Here is a 14,411-nt window from a genome sequence, read left to right as displayed (position 1 = left end):
ACAGACAAAGATTTGCCGGACAACACGCCCACCGGCTGATCCCATCTGAGAATGTGGAATCGCACTTTGCTTTAGCAATTATGCACTCCAGAGCATGCAGATCGTGGGCATTTCTGGATGTAACGGTGTAGCGGTTCGCGTGATTTCGGAATTGATCAAGAGACATACGTCTGAACTGGCCCTACGAATCTTCCTATTTGTCGGTGAACTGCCTAAGCGTTTTGATCAGACGGTATAGCTGTGCCTGGCATGAATTATTTTGGTAACTGCGGATTCGAGGAGTGACCGCATCTATGACTTACGAAGAGAGCTTTTCTGTTAGATTCAGTCTCCGCGAAAGCGATCACTTTGCCTTCGAGTCAAATCCGCTCCCGATGTGGATCTTTGATATTGAGACTTTACGCTTTCTTCGCGTGAATGCAGCTGCGGTCCAACAATATGGATATTCACGTGAAGAGTTCGGCAGTATGACCATCGAGGACATTCGTCCTGTGGAGTCCATTGCCCGCTTGAAGAAAATCTACCAACACCCAGATCGACCGCCAAACCATTCTTCAAACTGGAAGCACCGTCGGAAAGACGGTCGCACGTTGGATGTTGACATATTCAGCAGTGGAGTTGTGTTCGAAGGTAAGGCCGCACGAATCGTGGTTGCGCTCGACGTTACAGAGCGTAACGCTGCAGAAGAAGTGCTTCGCCACAGCTCTAAGTTTGAGTCTCTTGGACGACTCACAGGAGGTGTTGCCCACGACTTCAACAACATCTTAGCTATAGTCAGCGCGAGTCTTGAACTCCTTTCAGGGAAGGTTTCCGAGCATCTCGACGCGGCTGAAATGTTGCAAAAGGCATGCTCCGCTGTCGATCGCGGCGCGAAGTTAACAAGGAGCCTCCTTGCGTACGCTCGCGAGCTGCCCCTAGCGCCACGTCGGGTGGAGATGGCTAAAGTGCTTCAAGAACTAACGCCCTTGATTAGTAACTGCGTGGGCAAGGGCATCCAATTCGATCTGTACTCCGAGGGGTCAATTTGGCCCGTTCTCGTGGACGTCGGTCAGCTCGAGACAGCCATGCTCAACCTGGCGCAAAACGCGCGTGACGCAATGAGCGACGGTGGGCTGTTTAGCATTCATTGCGGAGATATGACTCTTTCAAAGGCGTCTCACAGTCTCCTCGGAGAGATCAGTCCCGGCGAGTACGTAGTCATTACAGTAGCGGACACTGGTAAGGGAATGACACCGGAGGATCTGGCGCGGGCGACCGAGCCGTTCTTCACCACAAAGCCGATGCTGGAGGCAACCGGACTCGGTCTGAGCATGGTCTATGGCTTTCTTCGTCAAAGCGGCGGACATTTACAGCTTAAAAGCGAACCGTCAAAGGGTACTGTTGCGCTCCTTTACCTCCCTCGCGACACCAGTGAGAGCGTTGGTCAATCGGCTCCATCCTCAACTGATGCGGCATCAGCACCTGAAGTCGGCGAATGCAGGGTTGTCCTGGTCGTAGAAGATGAGCCGGATCTTCTAGTCCTTCAGAAATACTTTCTGGAGTCCCTGGGTTATGGCGTCTTGACTGCCACGGATGGTCCTTCGGCAATGAAGTATTTGCGTTCCGAGGGTCGCATCGACCTCCTGCTCACAGATGTAGTTCTCCCGGGGGGTATGGCCGGATCTGTTGTTGCTGCTGAAGCTGTTCTCATCAGACCGGATATCAAAATACTCTACGCATCGGGGTATACAAAAGGGGAGCTCATACAAACGGGCAGACTTCCGGGTGGAGTCACCTTGTTGAACAAACCGTTCTACCTGGAGGATTTAACAAATGCAATGGACAATCTCTTTGAAATGCCTGAATTGAGAGGCTAAGAGTGTTTCCGATGGCCACGAACGCCGGCTTCCTTATCAAGTAAGCTCTTCGGGACGGGATCACTTGCAGCAGAGTTGTCGCTGCATGCGTTAGCGCAACTCGGAGTATGGCGATCTTGCGGAGCTGAAGGCCTAAATCCTAAGAGAAGCTGCTGTATCAAAAGCCCTTCAAGAGAGACTGTAGATGCACTTCTGGAGACGCTTCCTTCACCGCAGAAACGTGGATGGATCGTGGGATTCAATCTGCCTGGCTTGCTTCCAGAACGCCGTGACCAACCTGAAGGTTAATTTCGAGTCTCAACTCGTCGAGCATGAGGATGACCACATCTGCAAGTCGGGCCTTGCGGACAGAACGCCAAAACCGAAGAAGCCGTCAAAGCCTCACTCAAGCCGCCGAAGTTAAACTGATTGCGCGGACAATAGTGCCAAGCGGTCTCTGGAAGCAATCTTTACGTAGGCAAACAAATCTCTTCGACCGCGACGCAAGTCTCCTGAAGTTTTGGACTATTTGCTCTCCATGGCTTCCACGCACGCAGCAGCTCACCGCAATCGTCTGGGGGCAATGCGCGGCTAAATAGAAATCCCTGCATTTCTTCGCATCCTTGCTCGTGGAGATACTCCCGTTGCAACCGGGTTTCGACTCCTTCGCCTATACAACTAAGTCCGAGGTTATTTCCCAGATCAAGAATGCTCCGAGCGATCCTAGCTGCGGCCGGATCAGATGAAATATCCCGCAGGAATGACTTATCGATCTTGAGCCGATCGATGGGAAATTGTCTTAGATACGAAAGAGACGACCAGCCAGTGCCGAAATCATCAAGCGAGAGACTCACCCCGATTTCTTTAAGATTCCGCATGATTTCGAGAGTGATCGCAGAATCATCGAGTGTAAGGCTCTCTGTCAATTCCAGTTCCAGGCACTCGGGGCGCAATCCCGTCTCGCATAAGATTCGTTCGACGCTCCGAGCAAGGTCCCCTCTATAAAACTGCTGCGCGGACACATTGACCGCGACACGAGGGATCTGAATTCCTTGCTTTCTCCACATCATGATTTGGAGACAAGCAGTTTGTAGGACCCAATCTCCCACATCTACCATCAAACCCAACTCTTCCAGTCTGGGAATAAACTCGATCGGCGAGATCATCCCTTCTTCTGGATGATTCCACCGTAACAGCGCCTCAACGCCTGTTACCCTCCCTGAGGCGGTCGATATGAGCGGCTGGTAATGGACGGCAAATTCGCCTCGAGAACATGCCCCGTGCAGGTTCTTTTCCAAGGTCTGACGCCGTCGCAGTGTCTTTGCGAGTTCCGGCGTAAAGAAGCAATAGGTTCCGCCCCCCTCCTTTTTAGCCTCGTACATTGCAGCATCTGCAAACTGCAACAGGCTCGTCGGATCGACTCCGTCGGTCGGGAACAGGGAGATTCCTACGCTGGCGCCTATCTGAAGAGTATGCCCCTCGATGTGGAACGGTTCAATTATCGCAGCGATCACCTTACTTGCCACCGTCTCAACATCGCCGTCTGCAATGACGAGAGGAACCACGATCACAAATTCATCTCCGCCCATTCGCGCCACGATGTCGCTCTCCCGTAAACTGATCCTTAAGCGGCCCGCAACACCTTCTAGTAGACGGTCGCCCACATTATGGCCGAAGAAATCGTTGACATTCTTAAAGCGGTCCAAATCCACCATGAGGACTGCGACCGAGTTTCTAGTGCGACGAGCTAAAGCTATTGCCTGCGAGAGGCGATCCTGCAGAAGAACCCGATTTGGAAGCCCGGTCAGCGCGTCATGAAGCGCCATGTGCTTAAGGCGTTGTTCTGCAAGCTTCCAGTCAGTAATGTTACGGGCGATTCCCATTGTGCCAATGATCTGACCGCCGCGGTCGGTCAGGGGTAATTTGTTTGTTAGCACCCAACTCTCTCGGCCATCCGGCCAAGTCTCTCTCTCTTCGACACCAATCTGAGGCTGACCCGTCCGAATAATTTCACGTTCATCCGCGAGAGCCTGGCCGGCGTGCTCCGGACTGAATATATCGGAATCAAGTTTCCCCACTGCCAGTTTCGGATCAGGGAGCCCAATGTATTCGGCCATTGCTCGGCTGATACGCAAGAACCGGCTGTCGCGATCTTTAAAAAACACATTGTCGGGGATGTGCCTGAGGAAGGCCTCGAGGAGGTCGTGATCTATCTGATGTCGGCTGTCCTGCTTGGACCTGAGCACAACCATCCTAACAATAAGAAGGAAGAAGACGATGCTGGCCATTGGGATCAGACCACTACGGCCGGTGTGAAGTTGGCGAACCATCTCCGGCGGAAAGCATAGAGCAACACTAATTCCGAATAGTGTGGCGCTGAGAGTCAGTGTTACGCTCTGAAGCCTCGGGTTGTTTCTCCAATGCTTCATGATGAGTCGATTCCCTCACCGCCAGGCAAGTAATTCGAAGCATGGACCATTGGGGGCGCGAGTGGCTATCCAACGAATGTCTTCCCATCTACAACTTGTTCTGACCTCCGGAACCCTGTTGCTTTAGCAGTCCCACAGAGGCGAATAAGTTGTATGGCATCAAAAGCAGCAGGCGAAGGGGATATGGGCTCCTAATCGTCTGTCACACCGCGCCGACCGCCGCTATTCCGGTCTATCAGATCGAAACCCTGATCACTCCCGAAAAACTCATTGCGCAGGCTGCCGCAGCCAGTCGCTGATCTATGTGGCTTATCCGACATAAGAGCGTAGTATTGCATTGGGCCTAAGCCAACTGCGCGGAAAGCTACCAGTTACAGCCGTCTCTGGTGTCTGCCGGATGACCTCGCGGGTCGTTAAGAAGGCGGGACAGTCATGAACGACGGTGCATTCAAAAACGGGTTACTGCGCAGGTTCGACGGGGAGATCATCCGCCGCCTCGATCTTCGGCCCGTCGAATTGCCGGTAAACCACGAGATCGAATTTCCCGGCAATTCCATCGATCATCTCTTTTTCATCGAAGAAGGCATCTCCTCGATGACGGCGACATTTGAAGACGGGTTTCAGGTCGAGATCGCGCTTGCGGGGACAGAAGCCGTCCTCGGCGCGTCGGTGCTGATGGGCACGAAACGCAGCCTTAATCGCGTTTACATGCAGGTTGGCGGACATGGTTTCACCACCCTAACAGCACGGGCCACTTGCGAGTTCAAACGCGGCGGCCTCTTCCAGGATCTGACGCTTCGCTACCTGCAAGCACAGTTCATTCAGTCGGCGCAGACGGCCGGCTGCAATGCTCGTCACTCCATAGAACAACGCCTGGCACGATGGCTCCTGTTGTGCGCCGACCGGAATGGCGGCCGTATTCTGCCTCTCTCGCAGGAGTACATGGCCGACATGCTCGGCGTGAACAGGACAACACTGACCGTCATCGCCGGGCAGTTTCAGCAGCGCAGGCTGATCCAGTACACGCGCGGCAAGATTCAGCTGCTTGACCTCGAGGGGCTGCGGGATGCCGCCTGTGAGTGCTATCTCGTCGTGAAAAACCACCTGTCCAACCTGACGGAATATGACGACGGAATGCTTGAGGATGCGCCCGTTTTGTACCGCTGAAGATACATGCTTCAGAGAGACAAGGGCGCCCCCGGTGGCAGTGTTGTTGGGTCACCCCAAGATGACCGATCTCAATCAGCTTTCTCGCTGCCGTTCCCGCTTTCCTTCGAGTTCACCAGGTTGCGAAGGTCTTGGCTTGGCTTGAAGAAAACAATGCGCTTGGCTGGAACATCGACACGCGCTCCCGTCGTCGGGTTACGACCAACCCGGGAATTCCGTTTGCGCGTGCGAAAGCTCCCAAATCCTCGAATCTCCACCTTGTCATCTGCCTGCAAGCTGGCAATCATCGCTTCGAACATGGTGTCCACGATCACTTCACAGTCGCGCCGGGTGAGATCACTGAGCAAAACAAGTTTCTCGACAAGGTCAAATCGGGTCATCACTGCTCCGATGCTCTTTATACGGTGTGGTTTTCACTGATAGCGTTTCCGAACTCGGAGCCAGCAAAATGAACGATGATCAAAACCGTCTCCTGGGGCCTTGAGTTGGTTCACTGTTCCGTTGCTCCTCGGAGGCCAACTCAACGAGCATCGCCTTGAAGGGGCAAACCTAACTTGCCGATCGTATCCATGCGGATGAACAGACGGTCCTTTGAATCGGCAAATTCCTCGAACCCGAAATCCTTGTAGAAGCGAACCGCCCGCTGATCCTTTGCATCTACGATAACCGCGATCGAAGCGATCTCCTTGCTATGTCTGTGGGCTCGTTTGAGAGCATCGAGGAGCAAAAGCTCGCCGATCCCCTGGCCCCGGAATGATGTATCCCGCGCCAGGCGACCAAGCAATGTTGCCGGCAGATGCTGATAACGCGGCAGCTTGAGCTTTTTTACGAGCTCGGCCGACAGATCATCGGTCCGGATATTCGTTGACGACAAGGTATAGAAGCCGGCGATAAGGTCATCGTCAGTCAGCAGCAGGAAGGTAGCGGCGACACCTTTGCGGCCCTCCTGACCTGCTTGTTCCTTGAGGTAGCGCTCCAGTGGGGCCGCCTCGCAAGCGAAACCGCTTCGATCGTGATCGCCTAATGGCTCAATTCGGAAATTAGTAGCTGACGAACTCACCCGATTGTTTGCTGGTGGCGTTCAGCCGCCTTCCGCAAACGAGCATTTGGTGACGGAGCGGCGTTCAACAGGGACGTGACAAAAGCGGTTCTATCCCGCGCCGTCAATGCCATGAATTCAGTCTCGCGAATGGACCGCTTGGCCGCTTCGACAGCACTGCTCACGACGAAGTCGCTGAGAGTCCGTCCCTCGATCTCCGCAGCTCGGACACAAAGTTCCTTATTCTCGCGTGTCGTACGAGCTTCCAAACGTTCGGCGCGCTGACGTGTAACTGGTTCTGCGACTGCTGGCATGGTTTGGCCCTCCTAAGACAATGTACGGCCATTGGCCGGACAAATCAAGCAGAGTTTCCTTCGAAGTGCTTCTTCCGTGTGAGCTCTTCGCAAACTAGGACGGCAACCAAGAGCACCCATCGACTCTAGCTGCTCAATTCGAGCCGCATGGGACCTTCCAGGGCGTCGATCTCCTTGAGGTTCTGTCCTGCGATCCCTTGGAGATCCCCGTACATGCCGGACGTGGCCTCGAGAACTGCCAGAAGCTCACTGTCTCTCTTCGCCCACTGCTTGTTCATCCATTTGCGTTCCTTATCGAGATCGCCGCGCAGTTCGGTGAACTTCTCGGCGATGCATTCGATCCGGTGCTTGAATCGCGGACCGGTCAGGTAAGCGTAGATCTGCTGTGCTTTGGTCTCCTGTCCTTCGCTGGACCGGCGGACGCCCGCGAGTTCAATTACGCTCACCCGAAGAGCATTGGCAACCGGCAGGATGCAGCCGAGGCTCGATACCCAGATGCCTTCTATGTGGTCGAAGTGCGTAACGTCCTTCGGCATCGTCTGCGACACGATCACTGCCAGGTCCGCATGTGCGGCCCGCTGATCGCCCTTGAGTTTTGTGAGCCATGAATCCGACCAGGCTTTTGTTCGTTTGGACTCCCAAAGGATCTTTCCGCAGAGCTGGCCACTCTGATCACGGACATGCTGCAGCACGTCGCCCCCAAACTCGCCCTTGGCGACGGCTTCTATGAGGTCGAAAGGGAACTGGGCACGCAGTTGGTGCTCCAGCGCAAGCTCCAGCGATTCACCCTGAGATTGCTGTGAACTCTGTTCTGCCTTACGCTTTAGGCTGTCAATTTGGGTTAAGAGATCCGCTATCTTGTTGTCCCGATCCTGCACTTTCAAATCGAGTGTAGATTGTGCCTCGGCGAGCGCTTTGGCTCGCACATCAGCCAGCCCTGCAGCAATTCCTTTCTGCAGATCTAACGCTAGTTCGCGCTCTTTATCCTCGAGTTGCTGTTTCTTTTTGAGAAGCTCCGCCTCTGCCGCTTGAGCGTCGGTCAGTTTCTTGGTGAGCATCTCGATACGCTCCTTCTGGAGCGTACTCGCGTCTCGCTCTGCCTTGAGCTCATCTTCCATTTGCTGTCGAGCACGTGCCGATTCCTGATCGGCGATTGTCTTCCGCTCGGTGACAAGTTGCTTCGCGACTTGATCCCGGACAGCTTGAGCGACTTCCTGGTGCTGCTTGGAGGCAGCTGCCTCCAGCTCGGCTGCTCGTCGGTCATTCGCTTCCTTTTGCGCGTTCAATGTCAGCTTTTCAGCTTCGAACGTCTTCGCCTGGTTCGCGAGCTGCCGTTCGTACTCTGCGCGGGTCGCTGCTACCAGTGGTGCAGCCAGGGATTCGGTGAGTTTGATTGCTTCGCCGCACTTGGGACAGACGAGCGATTGGTCGGTTTGGGACGGCATGGGTATCCTCCGCCGTAGTATAGAGCGGCTTGAGGAGGAAGACTGGACGCCAACTCTCTGCCAAGCCGCGGCCTTAGAATCAATTCACCCGTGGCAGATCTTCCTTCAGACCGCAGACGCGCCCATGCAGAGCGTATGTTGGCCCGCGCTTGGCGACGGCACCGGCAGGCGCTGAAGCTGCTCGAAAAATGGAAGCTCAAACTCGCAGAACTTGACCGCGAAGGCATCGAGGCGAGGCAGGCCAAACTCTGGGCCGACGATCACCCGGAGTAGGGGATTGAGGGCTGATAGTCTCACCCTATGCCCGCCATTGAGATTGCAATCGAGAGCGTTTTGACTACCCCGGTTGAGATCGCAGTCGGCGGCCTGCTATTCGACATGGATGGCGTACTCGTAAGGTCCACTCATGGTGACGAGCGGTGTTGGACACGGTGGGCAGCGCATCACGGTTTGAGCGACACCTTTGACCTGCGTCGAACGCATGGCCGCCGTGCCGTCGACACCATCCGGGAACATCTCCCCGACCTCACCGTCGACTCGATCGCCGATCATCTCGCACAACTGGATTCATTTGCGGAAGAGGAGCAATCCGACGTCACTGCTTATCCCGGTGTCGTGGGGTTGCTGGCATCGCTTCAGTCCTACCGATGGGCTGTCGTCACTTCAGCTTCTGAGAAGATGATGCGTAGTCGGCTGGCAGCGGCTGGTATTCCGACACCCACTCACGCGGTTGGCGGCGACACCCTGAGCATGGGGAAACCGCATCCGGAAGGCTATCTTCGAGGCGCTGGAATTCTTACTCGCCAGCCCCAGGAATGTCTGGTGATCGAAGATGCGCCAGCCGGAGTTCGGGCGGGCAAGGCGGCAGGTTGTCAGGTACTCGCCGTCGCTTCTTCGCATTGCCCGAGTGAGCTGCAGGAAGCGGATTGGATCATCGCTTCCATCGATCAAATTGCAGTCTCGATCGACCCAGAAACTTCAACACTCAACCTCAAATTTCCGGCGCTGCAAAACTGGCAGTAGCGCAGTCTTCAGCCGGCATCGTCTCACACGCAAGGATCTGTTCGCATTTGATATCGACTCCAGGGTGATCTATTGTCGCGATGTCCGGTGCATTGCCTGATGGATTTGCTGCTGCGCGTGGATCGCGTTGCACGCGTCCCACAAACCCACAGGCACGGCGGCGGGGGTGTAGTTGGCCCGCACTGCAAAGTGCAAAGGAACGCTGCTTCGCATCGGAAGTAAAGCTGACACGTCATCCCCAAAGGGTTGCTGCCTGTGAACGCGCGTATACAACTGTCTACGTTCGCTAAATCAATGGCTTAGCTCACTTCGGAGTCCAGGCGGAACCAACGGTAAACCTGCGTAAACAGGAATCCGGGCCACTCGCAGGCTCGACCAGTATCTGCGCCTTGCCAAAATCAGCCATTTCCGCACCTTCGTTTACGTCGGTAAACCTAAGTAGACAATTGTTTACGCCCGGAAACGTGTTAAATTTGACCTCATTGAGCTTCGCCCGTAGGGTGGAAACTATAGAGCCGTTCCCCTTATTCATGAGCAATCATCGCGTTCCTCCCCCGCTATTTTCCGAGCCGCCTGCGAAGATCGAAGAGCCTTCTTTCCGCGCGAAAACCCTCGCAACCCGTCTCCCGAAAGCTGAGATGGAGGCGGTCGAAGCCGCGGCCTCGGCCGCCAACAAGACCTGCTCCGAGTGGCTTCGTGATGCCGCGATCGCGCATCTGAACCGGCCTGTACGGACGAAGAAATCGACTCCCGATCCGACCCTGCTAGCCGAGATTGTCGGACTCAGAAGCATCGTCGTGAACCTGCTCGCTGCGGTCGCAGTCGACCTTCCAAAGGAGACGATTCAGCGCATCGTGACCCAGGCAGACTCGGTGAAGCAGGGGAAGGCTGAGGAGATCCTGCGTCGGCTCGAGGACCAGTCCAAGCCCGACGCGGGAGAGAAATAGTGGGCCGGCCGCTTCAGTTCCGGAGCCGGTCCAGGATGTTTTTTCCCATCTGGATTGCGGTTGGGTTGATCTGTTTCTTCGTCCCATACGCGCTTTGGTTTTCGTTCGCCCTGACTCCACTGCAGAAGCAATATTTCAACTCCTATCTCATGATCCCGAGAGGCCATAGCACAGGGGCAGGACGGCGGGCCAAGGCTCAGGTTTGGTGGGTTTCGAAGACCGCTCCGAAGCGTAAACCTGAGATCGCGGTCGAGAGCGATGTCGTTGCCGATCCGGTTTCCAAGAACCCGGCGTTGCCACTCAACCCCTCTCCCAAAGCGCAGGCAGCGGGGTGGACGGGACTGATTTTGGCCAGACAGGTCGTATCGGCTGACGGGCTGGAGAAGGTCCTGCGAGAAGGCTTTTTCGGCGACGAAAGTCTTAGTCGGTTGTTGCTTACCCCGGTCCTCTTCGGAGCGGCTCTGTTCGTGACGGTGCTCCTCATCCGTAACCGTATTCGGTCCAGGTCGAGCCATGAAGATCGCCACGGCCGGCGAACCAAGGGGCCGGAGTTGATCTCGGATTTGGGGTCGAACAAGGCAGAAAGAGACGGCGGGATTAAGCTTCGGTTGAAGCCAACGTTCGGCATCCTGCCATCGAGCTTCGCCATACCGCGCAGGCTTGAATCGAGTCACATCCTGCTCATGGGGGACACCGGAAGCGGCAAGTCGAACGCCATCCGTCAGATACTTCGCGAGATCCAGAAGCGCGGTGAGGCAGCCATCGTAAATGATCCGGCTGGGGAGTTCGTTCAAGAGTTTTACAATCCCGAGCGTGGGGACTTTGTGCTGAACCCACTCGACGAACGCTGCCCCTCCTGGAACCTACCGAACGAGGTCTATGACTACGGGACTTCGGATGCGATCGCCGCCGCGATGCTTCCCGAGAAGGAGCATGAGAAGGCATTCTTTACGGATGCGCCCCGCCGGGTTCTGTCACGTCTGCTCAAAAGCCGTCCGTCCGTTCAGGAGCTTTTGGAGTGGATGGCAGATCCCACTGAGATCGAGCGCCGGCTGGAAGGCACACCCCAGGCGGCCTATCTTGACCGCAATGCCGGACCGCAGCGGGGCGGCGTTCTGGCCAGCCTCAACATGATCGCTGACAGCCTCGCCCTGCTTCCCGAACAGGACGAAAAACGTGGCTTCTTCGAGACAACGCAGTGGGGTTTCAAGAGAACCCAGTGGGTCTTTCTGACCTCAAAACCGACCATGCGTGACAGGGTCCTGCCGCTCCATTCTGCATGGCTCGATCTTCTGATCCTTCGCATGATGGAGCCGTGCGCCAACCCTTCCAAGCCCGTCTGGTTCGTTCTAGACGAGCTTGCCAGCCTCAACAAATTACCCCAGCTCCATACCGCTGTGACCGAAAACCGTAAGTACGGAATCCCCATTGTGCTTGGCTTCCAGGGACGCAGTCAGCTTGAAAAACGGTACGGTCAGGACGCCGAGGCGATGCTCTCGCAGCCGGCGACGAAGATCTTCTTCAAAACTTCGGAACCACGCGCGGCCAAGTGGATCTCGGAGACTTTGGGCGAGATAGAAGTCGAGCGGTTGAAGGAGTCTAGGACACCACAACTGTTCCGGTCGAAGAAGACCTTTGCGGTGGAGATCGCCACCAAGCCACTCGTCATGGCTTCCGAGATCGCAGGCCTTGAGCCTCTGAATGGATACATCAAGCTGGGCAATGGAGTCATGCCGGTGAGGTTTGCGCTCACGCCATTGAGGAAGCTGCAGGCGGAGTTTATTGCGCGGAAGATGACGGTGCCGGAGCCACGGTCAGTTCCACCGCCGGTCCCAGAAATACCTCTCAAGTCCCCACAGCCAGATGCTGCGTCAACACATGAGGTGGCAGATCCGCAAGGAGTCGCACCAGACCCTCCGCCGGTTACTCCCGAAGCTCCTTTGACGAAGGCTAAGCAACCTAAAAGACCGAAATCTCCCTTTGAGCGCAAAGACGGCACAGCCAATGGAACGGCACCTGATTGGAATGAAAGCCACTGGATTGATTGAGACGAGAAGAAGGGTTTTGTTCAAGAATGCAGGCATCAAATTCTGAGCAGGAGGATGACTTATGGACACTCTTGAGGATGGGATTGCAGCAACGCAGAAGGCTGTAGAGGTGCTCCAGTCGATCTTGATCGAGGAGACTCTGGAATACTTTACCGCTCCATATAGTCAAACCACGACAAGGGCCGGCCGGCGGATGCTGGACATTGGGCCACTACTTTATTCACAACCCCGCGATGCTCTTCAGATCAGCCTTTGGGAAGCTCTGGGTGCCATGTATCCCAAGATGCACAACGATGAGGCTTATGCGCGTAGTCTGTTTCGCGACGGAGCTTGGGAACTCGCGATGTTCGTGACGATAGAGATGACTTGGACTGACTTCGACGCCGCTGTTATGGGCAAAATCCCGGAACGCGAGCTCACTTCCACTCGACCGAGAGTCGTGCCTATCCATTGATGTTTATCGCGCACGCTAAAGCACATTGTTCTGAGAATAGACAGCTCCTACTCGACCGCAAACGTGTTGTATCCGAGCTTCTTCAAGCAGCGTATGTGGTGCTGGACGCGCTCGACATTCCTGTCGTCCAAAGTGATCAGAGGTTCTTCTCGGTAGGGCATCTTCGCTGAGAGAACTGCGTGGATTGTCTTAAGCAGCGTGTGTCCGAGCGCCACGATGGCACGTTTGTTTCCGCAGCGCGATCTCAGTGCGTGGTAACGCGACTGCAGCCTTGATCCCTTTCGGTTGGTGGCTGCCCATGCTCTCTGCGTCAGCGTTGTTTTGAGCCAGACGTTTCCCCGGTTCGTACGAACGCTCTTCCTGACCCCAGCCCTTTCGTGGTTCGCTGGGCACAGGCCAGCCCAGGAACTGAGTTGCGCTGCTGTCGGAAACTGTTATATATCCGCGCCTATCTCGGCCAGGATGCTGGCGGCAGATTCTTCCTTGATACCCGGAATGCTCTGCGGCAGATGGAACGCTTCGTCAAGTGCGGGGTCTTGCAGGCGCCGTCGGATCTCTTTGTTGAGAGCCTCGACCTCTTGGTCCAGGACTCAAGATGACGAAGAGCATGCCGGATGAGGAACCGTTGATGGTCGGTCAAGCGATGATCGGCAACGGAAGCCACAAATTGCGGGATCTTCTTTCGGGCCTTCTTCTTGGCCAAATCAGCGATCTGCTCTGCGGTCACCCCTTCCCACACTGAGGAAGCGGGAATAGGGAGGACTTTATGCAATAGCCGGTGCACTCAGCACACACATGGATACAGCTGTGGGGCGACAGTGAGAAGCCTAGGCAAGTAATCTCGCTCTGCCCGCCGGCGCTCAAGGGGGACCAACGGTGCTTGCATTGGAGCAAAGGACGCAACCGCTCGTACAAACTGGCGACGGCGATCTGGACCATGCCATCCTCAATCTCCTCAACAAGGTCGAGGTAAGCAAGCGGCGCGAGGTCAGCAATGACGGAGCGTTGACTCACATGGAAGAGGATCTGGTTGTATTCAATCGTCTGATTGAATCCCAGTGCCTGAATGGACGACTTCTGCCACTCTAATGCGGCGGTCTCAACCGGTCGATGCAACATCATCTGATTTAGATCATTCTCAGAGGTGGTGTGTATGGGACAAGGAAGGCAGCATGGGCTTTCTGCTGAGCAGAAGGCTGACATCTGGAGGCGTTGGAAGTTGGGCGAGTCTCTCCAAGAGATTGGTCGTGCCTTCGACAAGAATCATGGCTCGATTCAGTTCATGCTCTCGAAGAACGGTGGGATCGCTCCTGCAGTTCGTCAGCGGTCGCAGCGAACGCTCACGCTAGGCGAACGAGAAGAGATCTCGCGAGGCATTGCCTCCGGTTCGTCGATCCGCGAGATAGCCAAGGGTCTCGAACGGCCGGCGTCTACGGTGAGCCGGGAGGTGGTCCGAAACGGTGGCCGCTCAGTCTATAGAGCGAGTGAGGCGGATCAGCGGGCCTGGAGATCGGCGCTGCGGCCTAAGGCCTGTCGGCTTGCCAGGCACAGGAAGCTGCGCTTGATCGTGGCCGGTAAACTGATTCGAGACTGGTCGCCGGAGCAGATCTCCGGCTGGTTGAAGAGGCGATATCCCAACAACGAGAGCATGCGCGTGTCCCACGAGACGATCTATCGCAGCTTGTTCATCCAGGCCCGAGGAGTGCTGAA

At 55.6% G+C, this 14,411-nt stretch carries 14 protein-coding genes and 1 pseudogene; 8 read left to right on the top strand and 7 right to left on the bottom strand.

Going from position 1 to position 14,411, the window contains the following annotated elements; genetic code table 11:
* Positions 1 to 293 precede the first annotated feature (293 nt).
* Complete coding sequence (locus HDF16_RS26070) at positions 294 to 1,856, top strand: ATP-binding protein (RefSeq protein WP_184223181.1); 1,563 nt, start codon at positions 294 to 296, stop codon at positions 1,854 to 1,856.
* A gap of 449 nt (positions 1,857 to 2,305) precedes the next feature.
* Here the strand turns inward: HDF16_RS26070 and HDF16_RS26065 are convergent, their stop codons facing one another.
* Positions 2,306 to 4,123, bottom strand: a complete 1,818-nt coding sequence (locus HDF16_RS26065) for a putative bifunctional diguanylate cyclase/phosphodiesterase (RefSeq protein ID WP_184223179.1) — start codon at positions 4,121 to 4,123, stop codon at positions 2,306 to 2,308.
* Between the two features lie 573 nt (positions 4,124 to 4,696).
* Here HDF16_RS26065 and HDF16_RS26060 point away from each other — a divergent pair.
* Positions 4,697 to 5,431, top strand: coding sequence for a Crp/Fnr family transcriptional regulator (locus HDF16_RS26060; protein WP_184223177.1), 735 nt, complete (start codon positions 4,697 to 4,699; stop codon positions 5,429 to 5,431).
* 71 nt (positions 5,432 to 5,502) lie between these two features.
* Here HDF16_RS26060 and HDF16_RS26055 read toward each other — a convergent pair whose 3' ends face one another.
* The 5 genes from HDF16_RS26055 to HDF16_RS30380 form a co-directional block, all read right to left on the bottom strand.
* Positions 5,503 to 5,811, bottom strand: a complete 309-nt coding sequence (locus HDF16_RS26055; RefSeq protein ID WP_184223175.1) for an HU family DNA-binding protein — start codon at positions 5,809 to 5,811, stop codon at positions 5,503 to 5,505.
* 140 nt (positions 5,812 to 5,951) lie between these two features.
* A complete protein-coding gene (locus tag HDF16_RS26050; protein WP_184223173.1) occupies positions 5,952 to 6,491 on the bottom strand; it encodes a GNAT family N-acetyltransferase in 540 nt (179 codons plus the stop codon).
* Complete coding sequence (locus HDF16_RS32190; RefSeq protein WP_184223171.1) at positions 6,488 to 6,784, bottom strand: DUF1778 domain-containing protein; 297 nt, start codon at positions 6,782 to 6,784, stop codon at positions 6,488 to 6,490. Before HDF16_RS32190 ends, HDF16_RS26050 begins: the two co-directional genes overlap by 4 nt.
* 125 nt (positions 6,785 to 6,909) lie before the next feature.
* Positions 6,910 to 8,229, bottom strand: a complete 1,320-nt coding sequence (locus HDF16_RS26040) for a DUF2130 domain-containing protein (RefSeq protein ID WP_184223169.1) — start codon at positions 8,227 to 8,229, stop codon at positions 6,910 to 6,912.
* 105 nt (positions 8,230 to 8,334) lie between these two features.
* Entirely contained in the window at positions 8,335 to 8,526 is a 192-nt protein-coding gene (locus tag HDF16_RS30380; protein ID WP_221313205.1) for a hypothetical protein, read from the bottom strand.
* Positions 8,527 to 8,529: 3 nt separating this feature from the next.
* Here HDF16_RS30380 and HDF16_RS26030 point away from each other — a divergent pair, with 3 nt between their 5' ends.
* From HDF16_RS26030 to HDF16_RS26015, 4 genes are all read left to right on the top strand, one after another.
* Positions 8,530 to 9,252 (top strand): HAD-IA family hydrolase, encoded by a 723-nt coding sequence (locus HDF16_RS26030; protein WP_184223165.1) that lies wholly within the window; start codon positions 8,530 to 8,532, stop codon positions 9,250 to 9,252.
* 530 nt (positions 9,253 to 9,782) lie between these two features.
* A complete protein-coding gene (locus HDF16_RS26025) occupies positions 9,783 to 10,199 on the top strand; it encodes a hypothetical protein (protein ID WP_184223163.1) in 417 nt (138 codons plus the stop codon).
* A gap of 35 nt (positions 10,200 to 10,234) precedes the next feature.
* Positions 10,235 to 12,247: a type IV secretion system DNA-binding domain-containing protein gene (locus HDF16_RS26020; protein WP_184223161.1), complete on the top strand. Its 2,013-nt coding sequence runs from the start codon at positions 10,235 to 10,237 to the stop codon at positions 12,245 to 12,247.
* A gap of 61 nt (positions 12,248 to 12,308) precedes the next feature.
* A complete protein-coding gene (locus HDF16_RS26015) occupies positions 12,309 to 12,701 on the top strand; it encodes a hypothetical protein (protein WP_184223159.1) in 393 nt (130 codons plus the stop codon).
* Positions 12,702 to 12,748: 47 nt separating this feature from the next.
* Here the strand turns inward: HDF16_RS26015 and HDF16_RS32185 are convergent.
* Positions 12,749 to 13,123 (bottom strand): annotated as a pseudogene (locus HDF16_RS32185) (transposase); the annotation flags it as partial.
* Positions 13,124 to 13,577: 454 nt separating this feature from the next.
* Between HDF16_RS32185 and HDF16_RS26005 the strand changes: the two are divergent.
* Together HDF16_RS26005 and HDF16_RS26000 are read left to right on the top strand one after the other, a co-directional pair.
* Complete coding sequence (locus tag HDF16_RS26005; protein WP_184223157.1) at positions 13,578 to 13,790, top strand: hypothetical protein; 213 nt, start codon at positions 13,578 to 13,580, stop codon at positions 13,788 to 13,790.
* 64 nt (positions 13,791 to 13,854) lie between these two features.
* Positions 13,855 to 14,411, top strand: a 557-nt coding sequence (locus HDF16_RS26000; protein ID WP_184223155.1) for a helix-turn-helix domain-containing protein, incomplete at its 3' end; no start/stop codon positions are given.

The sequence above is a fragment of the Granulicella aggregans genome (assembly GCF_014203275.1).
Lineage (GTDB): Bacteria > Acidobacteriota > Terriglobia > Terriglobales > Acidobacteriaceae > Edaphobacter.
This window is presented reverse-complemented; position numbering and strand designations above follow the sequence as displayed.